The organism is Streptomyces parvulus (genome assembly GCF_014648855.1).
GTDB lineage: Bacteria > Actinomycetota > Actinomycetes > Streptomycetales > Streptomycetaceae > Streptomyces > Streptomyces parvulus.
In genome coordinates this window covers 77522-100322 of the sequence record NZ_BMRX01000007.1, presented here as the reverse complement: position 1 = coordinate 100322, position 22801 = coordinate 77522, and the positions used below count along the sequence as shown (strand labels likewise).

Annotated in this window: 17 protein-coding genes; 16 read left to right on the top strand and 1 reads right to left on the bottom strand. The window is 72.5% G+C overall.

Annotated features, from left to right (window positions below; all coding sequences use genetic code 11):
• The first annotated feature begins 128 nt into the window (after positions 1-128).
• From IE108_RS14660 to IE108_RS14585, 16 genes are all read left to right on the top strand, one after another.
• Positions 129-806: a GntR family transcriptional regulator gene (locus tag IE108_RS14660; RefSeq protein WP_079163726.1), complete on the top strand. Its 678-nt coding sequence runs from the start codon at positions 129-131 to the stop codon at positions 804-806.
• A gap of 240 nt (positions 807-1046) precedes the next feature.
• Positions 1047-2228, top strand: coding sequence for an ROK family transcriptional regulator (locus tag IE108_RS14655; protein ID WP_064730687.1), 1182 nt, complete (start codon positions 1047-1049; stop codon positions 2226-2228).
• 113 nt (positions 2229-2341) lie between these two features.
• On the top strand, positions 2342-3859 hold the full coding sequence (locus IE108_RS14650; RefSeq protein WP_064730688.1) for a sugar ABC transporter ATP-binding protein: 1518 nt from the start codon (positions 2342-2344) through the stop codon (positions 3857-3859).
• Positions 3856-4875: an ABC transporter permease gene (locus IE108_RS14645; protein ID WP_064730689.1), complete on the top strand. Its 1020-nt coding sequence runs from the start codon at positions 3856-3858 to the stop codon at positions 4873-4875. The genes IE108_RS14650 and IE108_RS14645 overlap by 4 nt, the downstream gene beginning before the upstream one ends.
• Before the next feature lie 17 nt (positions 4876-4892).
• Positions 4893-5936, top strand: coding sequence for a substrate-binding domain-containing protein (locus IE108_RS14640; RefSeq protein WP_064730690.1), 1044 nt, complete (start codon positions 4893-4895; stop codon positions 5934-5936).
• Between the two features lie 95 nt (positions 5937-6031).
• Positions 6032-7285: a Gfo/Idh/MocA family protein gene (locus IE108_RS14635; protein ID WP_064730691.1), complete on the top strand. Its 1254-nt coding sequence runs from the start codon at positions 6032-6034 to the stop codon at positions 7283-7285.
• Positions 7286-7301: 16 nt separating this feature from the next.
• Positions 7302-8300 (top strand): sugar phosphate isomerase/epimerase family protein, encoded by a 999-nt coding sequence (locus tag IE108_RS14630; protein WP_064730692.1) that lies wholly within the window; start codon positions 7302-7304, stop codon positions 8298-8300.
• A gap of 263 nt (positions 8301-8563) precedes the next feature.
• Entirely contained in the window at positions 8564-12277 is a 3714-nt protein-coding gene (locus IE108_RS14625) for a ThuA domain-containing protein (RefSeq protein WP_064730693.1), read from the top strand.
• Between the two features lie 121 nt (positions 12278-12398).
• The gene (locus tag IE108_RS14620) at positions 12399-13589 is read left to right on the top strand and encodes an inositol-3-phosphate synthase (RefSeq protein ID WP_064730694.1); all 1191 of its coding nucleotides are present in this window, start codon (positions 12399-12401) and stop codon (positions 13587-13589) included.
• Between the two features lie 410 nt (positions 13590-13999).
• Positions 14000-14920: an SCO3242 family prenyltransferase gene (locus IE108_RS14615; RefSeq protein ID WP_064732040.1), complete on the top strand. Its 921-nt coding sequence runs from the start codon at positions 14000-14002 to the stop codon at positions 14918-14920.
• A complete protein-coding gene (locus IE108_RS14610; RefSeq protein WP_064730695.1) occupies positions 14917-15849 on the top strand; it encodes a sugar phosphate isomerase/epimerase family protein in 933 nt (310 codons plus the stop codon). The genes IE108_RS14615 and IE108_RS14610 overlap by 4 nt, the downstream gene beginning before the upstream one ends.
• 13 nt (positions 15850-15862) lie before the next feature.
• Positions 15863-16597 carry an EboA domain-containing protein gene (locus IE108_RS14605; protein ID WP_064730696.1) on the top strand — a complete coding sequence of 245 codons (735 nt, stop codon included), beginning with the start codon at positions 15863-15865 and terminating at the stop codon, positions 16595-16597.
• Positions 16597-17445 carry a TatD family hydrolase gene (locus IE108_RS14600; protein WP_064730697.1) on the top strand — a complete coding sequence of 283 codons (849 nt, stop codon included), beginning with the start codon at positions 16597-16599 and terminating at the stop codon, positions 17443-17445. Before IE108_RS14605 ends, IE108_RS14600 begins: the two co-directional genes overlap by 1 nt.
• Positions 17446-17448: 3 nt before the next feature.
• A complete protein-coding gene (gene eboE, locus IE108_RS14595) occupies positions 17449-18624 on the top strand; it encodes a metabolite traffic protein EboE (protein ID WP_064730698.1) in 1176 nt (391 codons plus the stop codon).
• The gene (locus tag IE108_RS14590) at positions 18621-20000 is read left to right on the top strand and encodes an alkaline phosphatase family protein (protein ID WP_064730699.1); all 1380 of its coding nucleotides are present in this window, start codon (positions 18621-18623) and stop codon (positions 19998-20000) included. The genes eboE and IE108_RS14590 overlap by 4 nt, the downstream gene beginning before the upstream one ends.
• A gap of 112 nt (positions 20001-20112) precedes the next feature.
• The gene (locus IE108_RS14585) at positions 20113-21336 is read left to right on the top strand and encodes a sugar phosphate isomerase/epimerase family protein (protein ID WP_064730700.1); all 1224 of its coding nucleotides are present in this window, start codon (positions 20113-20115) and stop codon (positions 21334-21336) included.
• Between the two features lie 79 nt (positions 21337-21415).
• Here the strand turns inward: IE108_RS14585 and IE108_RS14580 are convergent, their stop codons facing one another.
• Positions 21416-22795, bottom strand: coding sequence for an OFA family MFS transporter (locus IE108_RS14580; protein WP_064730701.1), 1380 nt, complete (start codon positions 22793-22795; stop codon positions 21416-21418).
• Positions 22796-22801 lie beyond the last annotated feature (6 nt).

Sequence of the window (22801 nt, the reverse complement as noted above, 5' to 3'; positions counted from 1 at the left end):
CCCGCGCATCCCTCGATGTGACGTGGCCTACACCCCGGCTCCCCGCCCGCCGCGCGCCGTAGACTGTAGACGAAAGACAATCGATACTTCCCCGTACGGGGTTGTGTGCCGGCTTTCGAGGGGGACCGATGTTGTCCGCAGGACTGCCGCAGGGCGCGGTGCCCAAGCTCGAACGCCCCGGCCCGCTGCGCGACCGGGTCTACGAGGCGCTGCTCGAACTCATCACGACCCGCGCCCTCCAGCCGGGCCAGCACCTCGTCGAGAGCGAACTCGCCGGGCACCTCGGGGTGTCGCGGCAGCCCGTGCGGGAGGCCCTGCAGCGGCTCAACACCGAGGGCTGGGTCGATCTGCGCCCGGCGCAGGGCGCGTTCGTGCACGAGCCCACCGAGGAGGAGGCCGACCAGCTCCTGACCGTGCGCACCCTCCTGGAGGCCGAGGCCGCCCGGCTCGCCGCCGCCAACGCCGGCCGGGCGGGCGTGACCGCGCTGGAGGAGCTGTGCGGCGAGGGGGAGCGGGCCGTCGCCGCCGACGACGTGGACGCCGCGGTCGTCCTCAACGCCCGCTTCCACGCGAAGATCATGGACCTGGCGAGCAACGCCGTCCTCGGTGAACTCGCCGCGCAGGTCGACCGCCGCGTCCGCTGGTACTACACGCCGATCGCCCGGCAGCGCGGCCGGCAGTCCTGGATCGAGCACCGCGCGCTGATCGCCGCGATCGCCGACCGGGACGAGCAGACGGCGACCCGGCTGATGCGCGAGCACACCGAACACACCCGGCGTTCGTACCACGCGCGCGGAGAATCCTGAGGTCACAGCCCCTCCAACGGCCGCCCGGCGAGCATGCCGGGCGGCCTCGTCGCATCCGGGTACGTCGGATCCCGCCCCTGCCTTTGTCCACTCAGTGGAGAAAGTTCGCAGCAATTCGTGCGTGACTTCTTCCCACACCCGGCGCCCACTGCTACGTTCCCTCCGAAAGCAGGCCACAGCACGTGGCCGGAAACCGGCAGACCCAAGGCCGATCGAGGCGGGGAGGGGCTCGTGAGACGCATGACCGCACGACCCGCCAACACCCACCAGGCGCGACTGCTCCAGCTGTTGCGCGACGGCGGGCCCAACTCCCGCGCCCAGCTGGGCGACCAGGTCGACCTCTCGCGGTCCAAGCTGGCCGTGGAGGTGGACCGGCTGCTGGAGACGGGGCTGGTCGTGGCCGACGGACTCGCCGCCTCGCGCGGCGGGCGCCGCAGCCACAACGTCCGGCTCAACCCGGAACTGCGCTTCCTCGGCGTCGACATCGGCGCGACCTCGGTCGACGTCGCCGTCACCAACGCCGAGCTGGAGATCCTCGGGCACATCAACCAGCCCATGGACGTACGCGAGGGACCCGTCGCGGTCTTCGAGCTGGTGCTGTCCATGGCCGCCAAGCTGCGGGCCTCGGGACTCGCGGAGGGCTTCGACGGCGCCGGCATCGGCGTCCCGGGGCCGGTCCGCTTCCCCGAGGGTGTGCCGGTGGCCCCGCCGATCATGCCCGGCTGGGACGGCTTCCCCGTGCGGGAGGCCCTCAGCCAGGACCTCGGCTGCCCGGTCATGGTCGACAACGACGTCAACCTGATGGCGCTCGGGGAGCAGCACGCGGGCGTCGCCCGCACCGTGCACGACTTCCTCGTCGTCAAGATCGGCACCGGCATCGGGTGCGGCATCGTCGTCGGCGGTGACGTCTACCGGGGGACCACGGGCAGCGCGGGCGACATCGGGCACATCCAGGCCGTGCCCGACGGACGCCAGTGCGCCTGCGGCAACCGGGGGTGCCTGGAGGCCCACTTCAGCGGAGCGGCACTGGCCCGCGACGCCACGGAGGCCGCCGAACAGGGCACTTCGCCCGAGCTCGCGAACCGGCTGGAGGCGAACGGCGGGCTCAGCGCCGCCGACGTCGCCGCCGCGGCAGCCGCCGGGGACGCCACCGCGCTCGACCTGATCCGCGAGGGCGGCCGCAGCACGGGCCAGGTCATCGCGGGACTGGTCAGCTTCTTCAACCCGGGCCTGGTGGTGATCGGCGGCGGGGTGACCGGCCTCGGCCACAACCTGCTCGCCGCCATCCGCACCCAGGTCTACCGCCAGTCGCTGCCGTTGGCGACCGGCAACCTCCCCATCGTCCTGGGGGAGTTGGGGCCCACCGCCGGCGTCATCGGCGCGGCCCGCCTGATCAGCGATCACCTCTTCTCACCGGCGTAGGAACCCTCCGGTACCTCCGTCACCTCCGTCCCGCTCCACCAGCACAGCGCTCTGCCCTGCCCTGCCCTGCTCTGCCCTGACACCGGCCCGCATGCCCGCCGAGGGGACCTCACATGGCACCAGAACCACCGCTGCTCAGCATGTCCGGCATCACCAAGTCGTTCCCCGGAGTCCGGGCCCTGGACGGCGTCGACCTCGACGTCCAGGCCGGCGAGGTGCACTGCCTGCTCGGCCAGAACGGCGCCGGGAAGTCCACGCTCATCAAGGTGCTGGCCGGCGCCCACCAGCCCGACACCGGCACCATCCGCTGGCGCGGCGAGGACGTCACCCTGCGCTCGCCCATCGCGGCCATGCGCCTCGGCATCGCCACCATCTACCAGGAACTCGACCTGGTGGAGCACCTGTCGGTGGCCGAGAACGTCCACCTCGGCCACGAGCCGACCAGCGCCGGCTTCGTCGTGCGCGGAAGGGCGGCGAAGACCTCGACGGCCCAGCTGCTGAAGCGGCTCGGGCACCCCGAGGTCGACCCGGGCCGGCTGGTCGGGGACCTCTCCGCGGCCCAGCAGCAGATCGTGTCCATGGCGCGGGCGCTCTCGCACGACGTACGGCTCATCGTGATGGACGAACCCTCCGCCGCGCTCGACCCGGACGAGGTCGACAACCTCTTCCGCATCGTCGCCGACCTCACCGCCGACGGCGTCGCCGTCGTCTACATCTCGCACCGCCTGGAGGAGATCCGCCGCATCGGCGACCGGGTCACCGTCCTCAAGGACGGCCGGGCGGTGGCCGGCGGACTGCCCGCCAAGGACACGCCCACCCGCGACGTGGTGGCCCTGATGACCGGGCGCAACGTCGAGTACGTCTTCCCGGAGCGGCCCGCCGCCCCCGGCACCGGCGAGCCGGTGCTGAGCGTCCGCGGACTGACCCGGCACGGCGAGTTCGCACCGCTCGACCTGGACGTCCGCCCCGGCGAGATCGTCGGCCTCGCCGGACTCGTCGGCTCCGGCCGCTCCGAGATCCTGGAGACCGTCTACGGGGCCCGCAAGCCGAACGCCGGACAGGTCCTCGTCGACGGGCGGGCGCTGCGGCCGGGCAGCGTGCGCGCCGCGGTGCGCGCCGGACTCGGACTCGCCCCCGAGGAGCGCAAGGCGCAGGCCCTGCTGATGCTGGAGTCCGTCACCCGCAACGTGTCGGTCTCCGCCATGTCCCGCTTCTCGCGCGGCGGCTGGATCGACCGCGGGGCCGAACTGAAGGCGGCCCGCGCCGCGACCCGCGAACTGTCGCTGCGGCCCGACAACCCCACCGCCCCGGTGCGCACCCTCTCCGGCGGCAACCAGCAGAAGGCGGTCCTCGCCCGCTGGCTGCTGCGCGGCTGCCGGGTCCTGCTCCTCGACGAGCCCACCCGCGGCGTCGACGTGGGCGCCCGCGCGGAGCTGTACGCCGTCATCCGGCGCCTCGCCGACGAGGGCCTCGCCGTCCTGCTGGTCTCCAGCGAGGTCCCCGAGGTCCTGGGCCTGGCCGACCGGGTGCTGGTACTGCGCGAGGGGAGCGTCGTGCACGAGGCCCCCGCCCGCGAACTCGACGAACACCGCGTACTCGACCTCGTGATGGAAGGAAGCCCGGCGTCATGACGCAGCACGTGTCCCCGCCGCGGGACGGCACCAGCAAGGCGGCACCGGTGGACACCCGGCCCGCCTGGAAGAACCTGACGGCCGGCGCCGACGTCCGCACCCTCAGCCTGCTCGGCGTGCTCGCCGTCCTGGTCCTCATCGGCGGCATCACCCAGCCCGACTCGTTCCTCGACACCCGCAACCTCCAGCTGGTGCTCACCCAGGCGTCCGTCATCGGCGTCGTCACCGTCGGCATGACCTTCGTGATCATGTCCGGGGGCATCGACCTCTCCGTGGGCGCCATCGTCGCCCTGTCCTCGGTGTGGGCGACCACCGTCGCCACCCAGGACTTCGGCTTCGCCGGCATCCTCTTCACCGCGGTCGTCGTCGGAGTCGGCTGCGGCCTGGTCAACGGCGTGCTCATCGCCTACGGCACGATGGTGCCGTTCATCGCCACCCTCGCCATGCTGGCCTCGGCACGCGGCCTGGCCCTGCAGATCACCGACGGGCGCACCCAGGTCGTCACGGTGCCGGGCGTCCTGGACCTCGCCGAGCGGGACTCCTACGTGCTCGGCATCCCGCCGCTGGTCCTGGTCTTCGCGGCCGTCACCGTCATCGGCTGGCTGGTGCTCAACCGGACCACCTTCGGCCGCCGCACCGTCGCCGTCGGCGGCAACCCGGAGGCCGCCCGGCTGGCCGGCATCGACGTCCGCCGCCAGCGCCTCTACATCTACCTGCTCTCCGGGCTGTGCTGCGGCATCGCCGCCTTCCTGTTGATCGCCCTGGCCGGCTCCGGCCAGAACACCAACGGCAACCTCTACGAACTCGACGCCATCGCCGCCGCGATCATCGGCGGCACGCTGCTCAGCGGCGGGCGCGGAACCATCATCGGCTCCGTGCTCGGCGTCCTGATCTTCACCACCATCACGAACATCTTCGCCCTGAACAACCTGCAGACCGACGTGCAGCAGATCGCCAAGGGCGCGATCATCGTCGCCGCCGTGCTGGTCCAGCGCCGTACCGCAAGCACGCATTGAGGAAAGGGTTCACCGTCATGACGAAGCTCACGAGTCGCAGAGGGCTGCTCTTCGGAGCCGCCGCCGTGTCCGCCGGTGCCGTCCTCACCGGGTGCACGAGCAACGACCCGGACGACGGCGGCGACAAGGCGGCGGACACGCAGCCCGCCGCCGACGACAAGCCCGGCAAGCAGGTCACCATCGGCTACGCGGGTCCGCAGGCCGACCACGGCTGGCTCAACGCCGTCAACGACCAGGCGCAGAACCGCGCCAAGAAGTACTCGGACGTCAGCCTCGAGGTCACCGAGGGCTCCAACGACACCGCCCAGCAGATCGGCCAGATCGAGACCCTCATCAACAAGAAGGTCGACGTCCTGGTCATCCTGCCCGCGGACGGCAAGGCCCTCACCCAGATCGGCCTCAAGGCGATGCGCGCCGGCATCCCGGTCGTCAACCTCGACCGCATCTTCAACAGCCCCCAGGCCTACCGCTGCTGGGTCGGCGGCGACAACTACGGCATGGGCCTCAACGCCGCCCACTACATCGGCGAGAAGCTGAAGGACAAGCCGGACGCCAAGGTCATCGAGCTGGCCGGCATCGACAACCTCGAACTGACCCAGCAGCGCACCCAGGGCTTCGACGACGGTCTGAAGAACTACCCGAACATCAAGAAGGTGGCCCGCCAGGCCGCCGAGTTCACGGTCGAGTCCGGACAGTCCAAGATGGCCCAGCTGCTGCAGGCCCAGTCGAGCTTCGACGCCCTGTGGAACCACGACGACGACCAGGGCGTGGGCGCCCTGCGCGCCATCGAGCAGGCCGGACGCGACGACTTCCTGATGGTCGGCGGCGCCGGCGCGCTCTCCGCCTTCCAGGCCATCAAGGCGGACAGCGGCGTGCTGAAGGCGACGGTGCTCTACCCGCCGACCATGGCCGCCTCCGCGATCGACCTGGCCCGCGCGCTCGGCCAGGGCAAGGGCGTCAGCGGGCTCGCCGAGTTCGAGATCCCCTCGACGGTCACCTGCTACTCGGCCGTCGTCGACAAGGAGAACGTCGACCAGTACATGTCCACGGGCTTCAAGTGACGGATCTCCAGGACCCGGCCCCGGCAGCGGCCTGACCAGCCGCCCGGGGCGGGTCCCACCCCCCACCGCGCCACCACGACGAGGAGGACATCCGCATGGGACAGCCGCAGCAGCCCGAGGGGGCCGGGGCAGCCGCCGCCGGGACCGGGAACGGGGCCACGGGGGCATCCGCGACCAGACCGCCCCTGCGCATCGGCATGGTCGGCTACGCCTTCATGGGCGCCGCCCACTCCCAGGGCTGGCGCACCGCCGGCCGGGTCTTCGACCTGCCCCTGAACCCGGTGATGGCGGCCATCTGCGGGCGGGACGCCGACGCCGTCCGCACCGCGGCCGAGCGGCACGGCTGGGAGAGCACCGAGACGGACTGGCGGGCCCTGGTCGAACGGGACGACATCGACGTGGTCGACGTCTGCACCCCCGGCGACAGCCACGCCGAGATCGCGCTGGCCGCGCTGGCCGCTGGCAAGCACGTGCTGTGCGAGAAGCCCCTGGCCAACACCGTCGAGGAGGCCGAGGAGATGACCCGCGTCGCCGAGGAGGCGGGTGCGCGGGGCCAGCTGGCCATGGTCGGCTTCAACTACCGCCGGGTGCCCGCCACCGCGCTGGCCCGGCGGATGGTCGCCGAGGGCCGGGTCGGACGGCTTCGGCACGTGCGGGTGACCTACCTCCAGGACTGGCTGGTGGACCCCGGGGCCCCGCTCACCTGGCGGCTGCGCAAGGAGCTGGCCGGATCGGGCGCCCTCGGCGACCTCGGTGCCCACATCGTCGACCTCGCCCAGTACCTGACGGGGGAGAGGATCGCGGGCGTCTCCGCCCTCACCGAGACCTTCGTACGGCAGCGCCCGCTGCCCGCCGGCGCCGCCCGGGGCCTGACCGCGGCCTCGGCCGACGGCGTCATGGGCGAGGTCACCGTCGACGACGCGGCCGTCTTCACCGGCCGCCTCACCTCCGGCGCCCTGGTCTCCTTCGAGGCCACCCGCTACGCCACCGGCCGCAAGAACTCCCTGCGCATCGAACTCAACGGAGAGCGCGGCTCGCTCGCCTTCGACCTGGAGCGCCTCAACGAGCTGTCGTACCACGACGGCACGGAACCGGGGGAGCACGCCGGCTTCCGCCGCATCCTGGTGACCGAACCGGAACACCCCTACCTCGACGCCTGGTGGCCGCCGGGCCACGGACTCGGCTACGAGCACACCTTCGTGCACCAGGCCCGCGACCTCGTCCACGCCGTCGCCGAGGGCCGCCGCCCCGAGCCGTCCTTCGCCGACGGGCTCCAGGTGCAGCGGGTGCTCGCCGCGGTCGAGGAGAGCGCCGAGAAGAACTCCGTCTACACCCCGATCGCCCCCTGAGGAGGCTGGCAGCGACATGCCGCGCAACTTCACTCTCTTCACCGGCCAGTGGGCGGACCTGCCCCTGGAGGAGGTCTGCCGCCTCGCCCGCGACTTCGGCTACGACGGCCTCGAACTCGCCTGCTGGGGCGACCACTTCGAGGTCGACAAGGCCCTCGCGGACCCCTCGTACGTGGAATCCCGGCACCAGCTGCTCGACAAGTACGGGCTCAAGTGCTGGGCCATCTCCAACCACCTGGTCGGCCAGGCGGTCTGCGACGCCATCATCGACGAACGCCACGAGGCGATCCTGCCCGCCCGCATCTGGGGCGACGGGGACGCCGAGGGCGTGCGGCAGCGCGCCGCCGCCGAGATCAAGGACACGGCGCGGGCCGCCGCCCGCCTCGGCGTCGACACCGTGATCGGCTTCACCGGCTCGGCCATCTGGCACCTGGTCGCCATGTTCCCGCCGGTCCCCGAGGCGATGATCGAGCGCGGCTACCAGGACTTCGCCGACCGCTGGAACCCGATCCTCGACGTCTTCGACGCCGAGGGCGTGCGGTTCGCGCACGAGGTGCACCCGAGCGAGATCGCCTACGACTACTGGACCACCCAGCGCGCCCTGGAGGCGGTCGGCCACCGGGAGGCCTTCGGGCTGAACTTCGACCCCTCGCACTTCGTGTGGCAGGACCTCGACCCGGTCGGCTTCCTGTGGGACTTCCGCGACCGCATCTACCACGTCGACTGCAAGGAGGCCCGCAGGCGCCTGGACGGCCGCAACGGCCGCCTCGGCTCCCACCTGCCCTGGGGCGACCCCCGCCGCGGCTGGGACTTCGTCTCGGCCGGCCACGGCGACGTCCCCTGGGAGGACGTCTTCCGCATGCTCCGCTCCATCGACTACCAGGGGCCCGTCTCCGTGGAGTGGGAGGACGCCGGCATGGACCGGCTCCAGGGCGCCCCCGAAGCCCTCACCCGCCTCAAGGCCTTCGACTTCGAGCCGCCCAGCGCGTCCTTCGACGCCGCGTTCAACAGCTGATCCACGCTTCCGGCCGATGGCCGGGAAGGGGGCCGGTGAGAGCACCGGTCCCCGGTCCGGCCTGCCCGGATCCCGCTTTGTCCTGAGTTGGGAAAAAGTTCAAACAAGTCCCGGCCCAAGGGGTGTTGGCCCCGGACGAACGCGGTTACCGTCCCTGAAGTGTTCAGGACACCCACGCCTCCGGGGTGACGGCGCACCCCGGCGCCCGCATCGCACGCCTTCGCACCCGATCCGTACGGCCCACCCGTTCCCGGAGGGACTTCGTGCACAGAACCAGACTCAATGGCACCAGGACCACGAGGCGTCCCAGGCTCCGCACCACTCTCGCCCTCTTCACCGGCCTGATGCTGGCCGTGGGCGCCCCGGCCACCGTCGCCGGCGCCCACCCAGGCCACCCGGAGCACGACGAACCGGCAGCCGCCGAGGGGCAGTTCCAGCAGGTCCCGCTCGCCAAGGGCGAACCCGAGATGGGCGAGCCGATGTCGCTCGCCGTGCTCCCCGACCGCAGCGTCCTGCACACCTCGCGCGACGGCACACTGCGCCTGACCGACCAGGGCGGCGTCACCAAGGTCGCCGGCAAGCTCGACGTCTACAGCCACGACGAGGAGGGCCTGCAGGGCGTCGGCATCGACCCGGACTTCGCGAACAACCGGGCGATCTACCTCTACTACGCCCCGCCGCTCGACACCCCCGCGGGCGACGCCCCGGAGACCGGCACCGCCGCGGACTTCGCGAAGTTCGACGGCGTCAACCGCCTCTCCCGCTTCGTGCTCAAGTCCGACGGGACGCTGGACACGGCCAGCGAGAAGAAGGTCCTGGACGTCGCGGCCTCCCGCGGCACCTGCTGCCACGTCGGCGGCGACATCGACTTCGACGCCGAGGGCAACCTCTACCTGTCCACCGGCGACGACACCAACCCCTTCGCCTCCGACGGCTTCACGCCGATCGACGAGCGCGCCGACCGCAACCCCGCCTTCGACGCCCGCCGCAGCGCCGGCAACACCAACGACCTGCGCGGCAAGATCCTGCGCATCAAGGTCGCCGAAGACGGCTCCTACACCGTCCCGGAGGGCAACCTCTTCGCCCCGGGCACCGAGAAGACCCGTCCCGAGATCTACGCGATGGGCTTCCGCAACCCGTTCCGGCTGAACGTCGACGAGGAGACCGGCACGGTCTACGTCGGCGACTACGGCCCCGACGCCGGCGCCGCCGACCCGAACCGCGGACCGGCCGGACAGGTCGAGTTCGCCAAGGTCACCGAGGCCGGCAACTTCGGCTGGCCGTACTGCACCGGCGACAACGACGCCTACAACGCCTACGACTTCGCCACCGGCGCGTCCGGTGCCAAGTTCGACTGCGCGGCGCCCAAGAACACCTCCCGGCACAACACCGGCCTCACCGACCTGCCGCCCGCGCAGGCCGCCTGGATCCCGTACGACGGCGCCTCCGTGCCCGAGTTCGGCACCGGCTCCGAGTCCCCGATGGGCGGCCCGGTCTACCGGTACGACCCCGACCTCGAGTCCAGCGTGAAGTTCCCCGAGGAGTACGACGGGGACTTCTTCGCCGGTGAGTTCGGCCGCCAGTGGATCAAGCGGATCGAGCAGAACGCCGACGGGACGGTCGCGAAGATCAACGACTTCCCGTGGACCGGCACCCAGATCATGGACATGGAGTTCGGCCCCGACGGCGCGCTCTACATCCTCGACTACGGCCTCTCCTGGTTCCAGGGCGACGAGAACTCCGCGCTCTACCGGATCGAGAACGCCGAGGACGGCTTCTCCCCGATCGCCGAGGTGAGCGCCGACAAGACCTCCGGCGCGGCGGGCCTCAAGGTCCGGTTCACCGCGAGCGCCAAGGACGCCGACTCCCCGGACCTCACCTACAGCTGGGACTTCGGCGACGGCACCAAGGGCGAGGGCCTGACGCCCACCCACAAGTACAAGAAGGTCGGCACCTACACCGCGACCTTCACCGCCACGGACCCCGAGGGCAACACCGGCACCGCCAGCGTCCGGGTCGTGGTCGGCAACACCGCGCCCACGGTGACCATCGAGACCCCGGGCAACGGCACCCTGCTCCCGATGGGCGAGCCCATCCCGTTCAAGGTGAAGGTCACCGACCCCGAGGAGACGATCGACTGCTCCAAGGTCAAGGTCGCCTACAGCCTCGGCCACGACTCCCACGCCCACGAGCTGACCAGCGAGATGGGCTGTGAGGGCACTCTCAACCCGCCGCCCGGCGACGGCGGCCACGACCCCAACGCCAACATCTACGGTGTCGTCGGTGCCAGCTACACCGACGGCGGGGCGAACGGCCAGGAGGCCCTGACCGGCACCGCCCGCACCGTCATCCAGCCGCCGCACCGCCAGGCCGAGCACTTCGGCGGCCAGTCCGGTGTCTCGGTCATCGACAAGACCGGGGCCAACGGCGGCAAGACCGTCGGCAACATCGAGGACGGGGACTGGATCTCCTTCAGCCCCTACAAGTTCGACGGCCAGAAGAAGCTGACCGTCCGCGCCTCCTCCGGCGGCGCCGGCGGCTACCTCGAGGTGCGCACCGGCTCGCCCGAGGGCCCGCTGCACGGCTCGGCGTACATCCCGCCGACGGGCAGCTGGGAGACCTTCCAGAACGTCGACGTACCGCTGCGGGCCCTGCCCAAGAAGACCACCGACGTGTACCTGGTCTTCCGGGGCGGCGACGGCGCGCTCTACGACGTGGACGACTTCGAGTTCTCCACCGAGCCCTTCAAGGCCGGCAAGAAGGTCCTCGTCTTCTCCAAGACGGCCGGCTTCCGCCACGACTCCATCCCGGCGGGCATCGCCGCGCTCAAGGAGATCGGCGCCCCCGCCGGCATCTCCGTCACGGCGACCGAGGAGGCCGGGCAGTTCACCACCGCCAACCTCGCCAAGTACGACGCGGTCGCCTTCCTGTCCACCACCGGTGACGTCCTCAACGCCGCTCAGCAGACGGCGTTCGAGAACTACGTCAAGAACGGCGGCGGCTACATGGGCGTCCACGCCGCGGCCGACACCGAGTACGACTGGGAGTTCTACGGCGGCCTGGTCGGCGCCTACTTCGACTCGCACCCGGCCATCCAGAAGGCCACCGTCCGCGTCGAGGACCACGACCACCCGTCCACCGCGCACCTGGACGACGCCTGGGAGCACACGGACGAGCTGTACAACTACCGCACCAACCCGCGTGAGCGGGCCAAGGTCCTCGCCACCCTGGACGAGACCACCTACCAGGGCGGCAACATGAAGGGCGACCACCCGATCGCCTGGTGCCAGCCCTACGAGGGCGGCCGCGCCTTCTACACCGGCCTCGGCCACACCAAGGAGTCCTACGCGGAGGAGGCCTTCCGCGGCCACCTGCTCGGCGGCATGCAGTACGCCACCGGCCAGGTCAAGGCCGACTGCAAGCCGAGCACCGACTACCGGGACATCTTCAACGGCCAGACCCTGGAGGGCTGGAAGCAGGCCGGCCCCGGCAAGTTCAACGTCAAGGACGGCGCCCTGGAGTCCGAGGGCGGCATGGGCCTGCTGTGGTACCAGGCCAAGGAGCTGAAGTCGTACTCCCTGAAGCTCGACTGGAAGATGCAGGGCGACGACAACTCCGGGATCTTCGTGGGCTTCCCCGCCTCCGACGACCCCTGGTCCGCGGTGAACAAGGGCTACGAGATCCAGATCGACGCCACGGACGCGGCGGACCGCACCACCGGCTCCGTCTACACGTTCAAGGCGGCGAACATCAAGGCCCGTGACCAGGTTCTGCGGCCGCCCGGCCAGTGGAACTCCTACGAGATCAAGGTCCAGGGCGAACGCCTCCAGGTGTTCCTCAACGGAGTCAAGATCAACGACTTCACCAACAAGGACCCCGAGCGGAGCCTGACCGACGGGTACATCGGCCTCCAGAACCACGGCGCCGACGACCAGGTCTCCTTCCGCAACATCCAGCTCAAGGAACTGCCCTCCTAAGGGCGATCAGACGGCGGCGGGCGGAGGACGCCGGACCTCCGCCCGCCGTCTCGCCGGGCCCCCTGCCCGGCCCCCGCTTCCGGCGCTCACATCCGGTTCGCGTACGACAAGGAGGCTGCCCATGTCCGCCGAACCGTTCCTGCCCACCCCTTCCACGGCCCCGCGCTTCGGCGTCTGGCTCATCGGGGCACGCGGCTCCGTGGCCACCACGGCGATCGCGGGCTGCGCCGCCGTCGCCGCCGGGCTCCACCCGGCCACCGGCATGGTCACCGAGACCGCGCCCTTCACCTCGTGCGGTCTGCCATCGTTGTCGTCGCTCGTCTTCGGCGGGCACGACACCCTCGACTGCCCGCTGCCCAAGCGGGCCGAGCACCTCGCCGCCGGCGGTGTGCTCCCGCACGGACTGCCGTCCGCCGTGCACGCCGAACTCGTCGCCGCCGACCGGGAGATCCGGCCGGGCGGCCCGCTGCCGGGCGCCCCCGCGCCCACCCAGGAAGCGCTGATCGACGCCTTCGCGTCCGACATCCGCGACTTCGTGCGCCGCCAGGATCTCGCGGGCGCCGTCGTCGTGAACGTCGCCTCCACCGAGCCCGCCCCCACCGACGACTCCCTGCCGCCCAGCTCCCTCTACGCGGCGGCCGCCCTGCGCGCCGGCTGCCCCTACGTCAACTTCACCCCGTCCACCGGCCTGCACCACCCGGCACTGGCCGCGCTCGCCGAGTCCTCCGGGCTCCCGTACGCGGGCCGCGACGGCAAGACCGGGCAGACCCTGCTGCGCTCGGTGCTCGGCCCCATGTTCCTCCAGCGGGCCCTCGCCGTGCGGGCCTGGTCCGGCACCAACCTCCTCGGCGGCGGTGACGGGGCCGCCCTCGCCGATCCCGCGGCCGCCGCCGCGAAGAACGCCGGCAAGGAACGCGTCCTCGTCGACACGCTCGGCGCCGCGCCCGAGGGCGAGGTGCACATCGACGACGTGCCCGCGCTCGGCGACTGGAAGACCGCCTGGGACCACATCGCCTTCGACGGTTTCCTCGGCGCCCGGATGGTCCTCCAGACCACATGGCAGGGGTGCGACTCGGCGCTCGCCGCGCCGCTCGTCCTCGACCTGGCCCGGCTCGCCGTCCGCGCCCACGAGAAGGGCCTGTCCGGACCGCTGGGCGAGCTGGGCTTCTACTTCAAGGACCCGGTGGGCTCGGGCCCCTCGTCGCTGGCGGAGCAGTACGCGGAACTGAGGGGCTTCGCGGGGCGGCTGCGGGACGACGGGGGCGTCGGCGACGACGCGAGCGGTGCCGCCGAGCGCGGGACGGGACGATGAGGCGGGGGACCGCGGGGGAGCGGGGCACGTCCGCGTCCACCGGCGGTGCGAGGGCACCTCGGGCGTCTTCGCCGGCCTCGGGCGCACCCGGCTCTTCCGGCTCGGCGGGCTCTTCGGGCTCTTCGGGCTCGGCGGGTTCTCCCGGCCTCTCAGGCCTTCCGGGCTATCCCGGCTCGGCGGGCTTCTCCGTCCCGCCGGACTCACCCGGCCTGCCGAGCTCACCCAGTCCCGCCGACCCGCCCGGTCCGCTCGGGGCTTCCAGGGCGCCGACGGCCGGCCGGGCCGCGGTCACGGCGTCCGCCGGCACCGACCGGGCCGCCGACGCCGCGGCACCCCCCGCCGGCGGCCGGCCGCCCCGCACCGCCCCCGTACGGTCCGCCCGGTCGGCGCGGGCCGGTGCCTGGGCCGAACTGCTGCGGCTGCCCGCCCTGTTCACCGTCCCCGGCGACGCCCTGGCCGGCGCCGCCGCGGCCGGGACGCGCCCCGGCCGCCGCACGCTGCTCGCCATCGGCTCGTCCCTGTGCCTGTACGAGGCCGGCATGGCCCTGAACGACTGGGCCGACCGTGCCGAGGACGCCGTGGAACGCCCCCACCGCCCGATCCCGTCCGGCCGGATCCGCCCGGCCGCCGCCCTCACCGCGGCCTGCGGCCTGACCGGCGCCGGCCTGGCCCTCGCCGCCGCGGCGGGACGCCCCGCGCTGACCGTGGCGGCGCCGCTGGCCGCCTCCGTCTGGGCCTACGACCTCGCCCTCAAGCACACCCCGGCCGGCCCCGCCGCCATGGCCGCCGCCCGCGGCCTCGACCTGCTCCTGGGCGCGGCCGCCACCTCGGGCGGCACCCGCACCGCGCTGCCCTCCGCCGCCCTGCTCGGCAGCCACACCCTCGCGGTCACCGCCGTGTCCCGCAAGGAGACCACCGGCGGTTCGGTCCTCGCCCCGCTGGGGGCGCTCGCCACGACGGGGGTACTGACCCGGCTGGCGGCCCGCCGCGGCACCCGACTCCCGGCAGGCCGGCGGGCAGCAGCCGCCCCCGGTCTGCCGGGCCCCATCCGGGACACGGGCGGACGGGGGAGCGCGGACGCCCTCGCCACCGCCCTGGGCGCCGCGTACGCCGCCACCGCGGCCCGTCCCTACTTCCACGCCGCGCTCAACCCCTCGCCCCCGCTCACCCAACGCGCCGTCGGCGGCGGCATCCGGGCCACCATCCCGCTGCAGGCCGCTCTCGCCGCCCGGGCGGGCGCACCCGCCACCGCCCTCCTGATCGCGGCCCTGGCCCCGGCCGGCCGGCTGTTCGCGAAACGGGCCGCCATGAGGAAGGTGAGCATCACGTGAGCCACGCCCCGGACGCCGCCGTCCCTCCGCCCGGCGCCACCCCGCCGTCCCCCCTCCGCTTCGGCTACGGCACCAACGGCCTCACCGACCTCCGGCTCGACGACGCCCTCGGCCTCCTCGCCGACCTCGGCTACGACGGCGTCGGCCTGACCCTCGACCACATGCACCTCGACCCGCTCGGCGACGACCTCGCGGACCGCACCCGCCGGGTCGGCCGCCGCCTCGACGCCCTGGGCCTCGGCGTCACCGTCGAGACGGGCGCCCGCTACGTACTCGACCCGCGCCGCAAGCACGGCCCCTCCCTGCTCGACCCGGACCCCGTCGACCGCGCCCGCCGCACCGACCTCCTGGTCCGCGCCGTCCGGGTCGCCGCCGACCTCGGGGCCCACGCCGTGCACTGCTTCAGCGGCACCACCCCCGCCGGCACCGACGAGGACACGGCCTGGAAGCGGCTGGCGGAGTCCCTCACCCCGGTCCTGGAGGCCGCCGCCGACGCGGGCGTCCCCCTCGCGGTCGAGCCCGAACCCGGCCACCTCCTGGCGGACCTGGCGGGCTTCCACACCCTGCGCGGTGTCCTCGGAGACCCCGAGCACCTCGGGCTCACCCTGGACATCGGCCACTGCCAGTGCCTCGAACCCCTCCCGCCCGCCGACTGTGTGCGCGCCGCCGCCCCCTGGCTGCGCCACGTCCAGATCGAGGACATGCGGCGCGGCGTCCACGAACACCTCCCCTTCGGCGACGGCGAGATCGACTTCCCGCCCGTCCTCGACGCCCTCGCCGCCACCGGCTACCAGGGCCTGACCGTCGTCGAACTGCCCCGCCACTCCCACGCCGGCCCCCACTTCGCCGAACGCTCCCTCCCGTTCCTCCGCCGGGCCGCGGCGACCTCCCCCACGAACCGTCCGGGCGAGCCCTCCGCCACCCGTTGAAGGGAGCCACACCATGTCGCAGCAACGCGCCACCCACGCCACCCCCACCCAGGGCGCGGACGGCGACCCCGCCGGGCAGGGCCGCCGAGGCACCGACCCCGCCCACCCGGTCCCCGCCGACCTGCGCGCCGCCCTCACCGCCGAGCTGGGCGGAGCCGCCCGCGCCTGGCTGGACCAGGCCCTGGACGAGGCCGCCGCCCACCCTGGCACGCACGGCCCCATCTCCGTGTGGGAGCTGCGCCTCGCGGAGGCGGGCCGGCGCTGCGGTCCCGCCCACGCGGACGCCGCCCGGGTCCTCGTCCTGCACGCCGCCCGCGCGGACACGGAGGCCCTCAGCCGGGTCTACTCCCAGGGCACCGCCGACGAACGCCGCGCCGTCCTGCACGCACTGCCCCACCTCGTGCCCGGACCCGACGCCCTCCCGCTCGTCGAGGACGCGCTGCGCACCAACGACACCCGGCTCGTCGCCGCCGCCCTCGGCCCGTACGCCGCCCGCCACCTCGACGCCCACCAGTGGCGGCACGCCGTGCTCAAGTGCCTGTTCACCGGGGTCGCCGTCGACCGTGTGACGGACCTCGCCGACCGGGCCCGCGGGGACGGCGAACTCGCCCGCATGCTCACCGGCTACGCCGCCGAACGCACCGCCGCGGGCCGCACCGTCCCCGAAGACCTCCACCGCGTCCTGGCCCTGACCGGGTCCGAGCCTCCCGCGCCCGGCAACGCCGGCCCCCACGGCAAGGAGTCCTGATGCGCATCTTCGACCCCCACATCCACATGACCTCCCGCACCACCGACGACTACGAGGCCATGCACGCCGCCGGTGTCCGCGCCGTGGTCGAACCCTCCTTCTGGCTGGGCCAGCCCCGCACCTCACCCGACTCCTTCCGCGACTACTTCGACGCCCTGCTCGGCTGGGAACCCTTCCGCGCCGCCCAGTACGGCATCGCCCACCACTGCACCATCGCCCTCAACCCCAAGGAGGCCAACGACCCCCGCTGCCTCCCCGTCCTCGACGAACTGCCCCGCTATCTGGTCAAGGACCGCGTGGTGGCGGTCGGCGAGATCGGCTACGACTCGATGACCCCGGCCGAGGACACCGCCCTCGCCGCTCAGCTCCAGCTCGCCGCCGACCACGGCCTGCCCGCCCTCGTGCACACCCCGCACCGCGACAAGCTGGCCGGCCTGCGCCGCACCCTGGACGCGGTCCGCGACTCCGCGCTGCCCACCGACCGCGTGCTCGTCGACCACCTCAACGAGACCACCGTCAAGGAGGCCAAGGACAGCGGCGCCTGGCTCGGCTTCTCCGTCTATCCGGACACCAAGATGGACGAGGCCCGGATGGTGGCCCTGCTGCGCGAGTACGGGCCGGAGCGGGTGCTGGTGAACTCCGCCGCCGACTGGGGCAAGAGCGACCCGCTCAAGACCCGCAAGGTCGGCGACCTGATGCTCGCCGAGGGCTTCACCGAGGACGACGTCGACCAGGTCCTGTGGCGCAACCCCGTCGCCTTCTACGGGCTCAGCGGACGCCTGGAACTGGACGTCTCCACCGCCGACGCCACCCACGAGGGCAACTCCATCCTGCGCGGAGGGGAGTGAGCCATGCGCTTCCGGCACCCCGACGGCTCCACCGTCCACCTCGCCTACTGCACCAACGTGCACCCCGCCGAGACCCTCGACGGTGTCCTCGCCCAGCTCCGCGACCACTGCGAGCCCGTCCGCCGCCGCCTGGGCCGCGACCGCCTCGGCATCGGGCTCTGGCTCGCCCGCGACGCCGCGCACGCCCTGATCACCGACCCCGCCGCGCTGCGCGGCCTGCGCACCGAACTCGACCGCCGGGGCCTGGAAGTCGTCACCCTCAACGGCTTCCCCTACGAGGGCTTCGGCGCCGAGGAGGTCAAGTACCGCGTCTACAAGCCGGACTGGGCCGACCCGGAACGCCTGGAGCACACCACCTCCCTCGCCCGCCTGCTCGCCGGACTGCTGCCCGACGACGTCACGGACGGCTCCATCTCCACGCTGCCCCTGGCCTGGCGCACCGCCTACGACGGGACCCGCGCCGACAAGGCCCAGGCCGCCCTCGTCACGCTCGCCGAACGCCTCGACGCGCTCCAGGAGCTGACCGGCCGCTCCATCCGCATCGGCCTGGAACCCGAACCCGGCTGTGTCGTGGAGACCACCCGCGACGCGATCGCCCCGCTCACCGCGATCGGCCACCACCGCATCGGCATCTGCGTCGACACCTGCCATCTCGCCACCTCCTTCGAAGACCCGGACACCGCGCTGGACGCCCTCACCGACGCCCGGGTCCCCGTCGTCAAGTCCCAGCTGTCCGCCGCCCTGCACGCCGAGCACCCCGGCGACCCCGGCGTCCGCCGGGCACTGGCCGCCTTCGCCGAACCGCGCTTTTTGCACCAGACCCGGACCACCACCCCGGCGGGCGGCCGGCTCGGCACCGACGACCTCGACGAGGCCCTGGCCGAGGACGGCCCGCTGCCCGGCACGGCACCCTGGCGCGCCCACTTCCACGTCCCCCTGCACGCGGCCCCCGCCGCGCCGCTCACCTCCACCCTCCCCGTGCTCAAGGCCGCGCTGACCCGGCTGGTCGGCGGACCGCGCCCGCTCACCCGCCATCTGGAGGTCGAGACCTACACCTGGCAGGCCCTCCCGCCCGAGCTGCGCCCCCGCGCCCGCGCCCAGCTCACCGACGGCATCGCCGCCGAGCTGACCCTCGCCCGCGACCTGCTGACCGACCTCGGCCTCAAGGAACTGCCATGACCCGCCCCGCCCCCCTCCTCGTCCTGGACGTCGTCGGCCTCACCCCCCGTCTCCTGGACCACATGCCCCACCTCAAGCGGCTGGGCCAGTCCGGCTCCCGGGCGCCGCTAGGCACCGTGCTGCCCGCCGTCACCTGCGCCGCCCAGTCCACCTTCCTCACCGGCACCCACCCCTCCGAGCACGGCATCGTGGGCAACGGCTGGTACTTCCGCGAACTCGGCGACGTCCTGCTCTGGCGCCAGCACAACGGACTCGTCGCCGGCGACAAGCTGTGGGACGCCGCCCGCCGCGCCCACCCCGGCTACACCGTGGCCAACATCTGCTGGTGGTACGCCATGGGCGCCGACACCGACTTCACCGTCACCCCCCGCCCCGTCTACTACGCCGACGGCCGCAAGGAACCCGACTGCTACACCAGGCCCCCGGCCCTGCACGACGAACTCACCGACAAGCTCGGCACCTTCCCGCTCTTCCACTTCTGGGGCCCCGGCGCCGACCTGGTCTCCAGCCAGTGGATCATCGACGCCACCCGGCACATCACCGCCACCCGCCGTCCCGACCTGACGCTCTGCTACCTCCCCCACCTGGACTACGACCTCCAGCGCTTCGGTCCCGACGACCCCCGCTCCCTGAAGGCCGCGGCCGACCTGGACACGGCGCTCGCCCCGCTGCTGGAGGACGCCCGCGCCGAGGGCCGCACGGTCGTCGCGCTGTCCGAGTACGGCATCACCCCCGTCAGCCGGCCCGTGGACATCAACCGCGCCCTGCGCCGCGCCGGCCTCCTCGAGGTGCACACACAGGACGGCATGGAGTACCTCGACCCGATGGCCTCCCGCGCCTTCGCGGTCGCCGACCACCAGATCGCCCACGTGTACGTCCGCCGGCCCGAGGACCTCGACGCGACCCGCGCCGCCCTGGACGGCCTGCCGGGCATCGCCCAACTCCTCGACGACGAGGGTAAGAAGGCCCAGCATCTGGACCACCCGCGCTCGGGCGAGCTGGTCGCCGTCGCCGAGCCGGACGCCTGGTTCACGTACTACTACTGGCTCGACGACGACCGCGCGCCCGACTTCGCGCAGCTCGTCGAGATCCACCGCAAACCCGGCTACGACCCGGTCGAGCTGTTCATGGACCCGCTCGACCCCTACGTCAAGGTCAAGGCCGCCTCCGCGCTGGCCCGCAAGAAGCTCGGCATGCGCTACCGCATGGCGGTCGTGCCCCTGGACCCCTCACCTATTCGAGGCAGCCACGGCCGCCTCCCCGCGAGCGACGACGACGGTCCGCTCCTCATCTGCTCCACCCCCCGCGCTGTCGGAGACCGCGTAGCGGCCACCGATGTGAAACAACTCCTGCTCCGGCTGGCCGGACTCGACTGACGCACCCGCATCCGCGCCTCCGAGATCCGACTACTGAGAGTGAAACACACGGCACTGACAACGGCCCGCCCGAGCCGCATCGCGGCAGGCCACGACCCAGAAGGCAGGCACCGTGAGCCCGTTCACCGACCCCTCCCGCACCGACTCCGGCACGGACCCGGCCCTCGACGGCCCGGACGAGAGCCTCCGCCGCAGCCTCGGCGTGGGCCGCCGCCGCTTCCTCTCCACCTGCACCGCCGTCGCCGCCGGCGCCGTCGCGGCCCCCGTGTTCGGAGCCTCCCCGGCCCTCGCGCAGGACCGCGGCAGAGACCACGGCCACGGACACGGCCATGACCACGACCACGGTCACGGCCGCGGGCAGGTCCTCGTCCCCGCCGACAGGCGCGGCATCATCCTCTACACCGTCCGCGACGCCACCGCCCGCGACCCCCTCGCCTCCGACCTGCCGTCCGGCTTCCGCGAGGTGTTCAAGCAGCTCGCCCGCCACGGCTACCGCCAGGTCGAGTTCGCCGGGTACAACCAGCACGCCAACGCCCCGGGCGGCGCCAGCCTGGAGTCGGTCCAGGGCGCGCGGCTGCTGCGCTCCTGGCTCGACGACTACGGCCTGCGCGCCCAGGGCAACCACGGCTTCATCCCCTCCTCCTGGCCGCTGACCGCCGAGGACAAGGAGACCTTCAAGAAGCACCTGGAGATCGCCAACATCCTCGGCATGGACCACATGGGCACCGGCGGCGACCCCACCGGCAGCTCCTACCGCGCCGACTGGGACGTGGCCGCCGACAAGTGGAACGAGCTCGGCCGGATCGCCCACCGGGAGGGCATCAAGCTCTACACCCACAACCACGACGGCGCCTACGGCTTCCTGCTGGACGGCGGCCCGCTGGACGACCAGGGCCGGCCGACCCGCAGCTCGGGCATCCGGAAGCTGGAGTACTTCCTCAAGGTCACCGACCCGAGGGTGGTCTGGCTGGAGATGGACATCTTCTGGGCGCACGTGGCCCAGTACAAGTTCCACACCTACACCGCCCACGACGGCTCGACCCGCAAGAAGGTCTTCGACCCGGCCGGCCTCGTGGTCCGCAACAACAAGCGCTACCCGCTGTTCCACGCCAAGGACGGCGTGGTCAGCACCACCAACGGCCAGGGCTACGACATGGTGCCCTTCGGCACCGGCGTCATCGACTACCGCACGTTCTTCTCCCGGGTCGGGGACCGGAACTACCACAACCCGATGATCGAGGACGACAACTCCCCGAGCGCCACCGACCCCGCGCAGTCGCTGCGCGAGGCCAAGATCAGCTACGACAACCTGGCGGCCCTGCGCAAGCGCTGCTGAACCGCGGCACGGACGGGCGGCCCTTCCCGCAGCTCGCGGGAAGGGCCGCCCGTGCGTGCGAGGGGAGCGCTTGGACGCGTCACCCCTCACCGAGCGGCTGGGGATTGGGCGTGACGCGCTTGTTCCCCGGCCGTCCCGGCGGCTGCAGGAACAGCGCCACGAATCCGGCGAAGATCGAGATGCAGCCCGCCAGCATGAACGCCCCGTTGTAGCCCCACGCGCCCACGACCACGGCACCCATGCCCGCGCCCAGACCCGAGACGAGCTTGGAGCTGTAGACCATCCCGTAGTTGGTGGCGTTGTTGTTCTCGCCGAAGTAGTCCGCCGTCAGCGCCGCGAACATCGGGAAGATGGCGCCGCCGCCGAAGCCGGAGACGGCGGAGAAGAACAGGAACAGCGGCAGGTTCTGGATCTCGGCTGCCCAGATGATGCCGAACTGGGCGAGACCCAGGATGGCGCACACGTACAGCAGGCACTGCTTGCGGCCGTAGAGGTCGGAGAGCCAGCCGATGACCCCGCGCCCGGTGCCGTTGACGATCGCCTTCAGCGACATCGCCGTGGCCACGATCCCGGCCGCGAAGCCGGCTTCCTCGCCGATGTCGACCTGGAAGGCGATGCCGAAGATGTTCACGCCCGAGGTGCAGGCGAGACAGAACCACATCAGCGCCACCCGGCCGGTCCGCCAGGCCTCCAGCGGGGAGAACTGCTTGGTGGCCGGGGGGTTCTTCTCCAGCGAGCGCCGGGCCCGCGGGTCGTCCGGCGGGTTCAGCGGGTCGATCGACGCCGGCCACCAGTTCTTCGGCGGGTCCCGGAAGTAGAAGCCGGCCAGGGCCACCATCGCGGCCAGGAAGACACCCGCCGAGACCAGCACCCAGCGGAAGTTGGAGCCGTCCATGTAGCCGTGGAAGATGAAGACGAACGGCACCGAACCGTACGCGAAGCCGCCGTTGACGAAGCCGGTCTTGCCGCCCCTGCGCTCCGGGTACCACTTGCCGACCATGTTGACGCAGGTCGCGTAGACCATGCCCGCGCCCATGCCGCTGAAGACGCCGAAGCCGATGAAGGCGAGCACGACGTGCGGCGCGAACGCCAGCGACAGATAGCCCAGCAGCGTGCCGCCCGAGCCCAGCATCATCGCCCAGCGGGCCGGCAGCTTGCCGTTCTCCCGCAGGCGCCCGGCCGGAAACGCGACCGCGGCCTGGCAGAAGATCCAGACGGTCATCATCCAGTAGATGCTGCCGCTGGACCAGTTGTGTGCCTCGTGGAGCGTGTCCTCCGCGGACGCGAACGCGTACTCGGCGGAGGAGATGCCCATCATGCCGATCCAGGGCAGGATCACCATCCACTTGCGCTTGCGCCCCATGATGTCGATGTCGGACTCGCCCACCCGGTAGACGCGCCCGTTCCGGTCGGTCACCTCCCGGTGGACGGCGACCCGTGTGACGTCCGTGGTTGTCATGTCGTT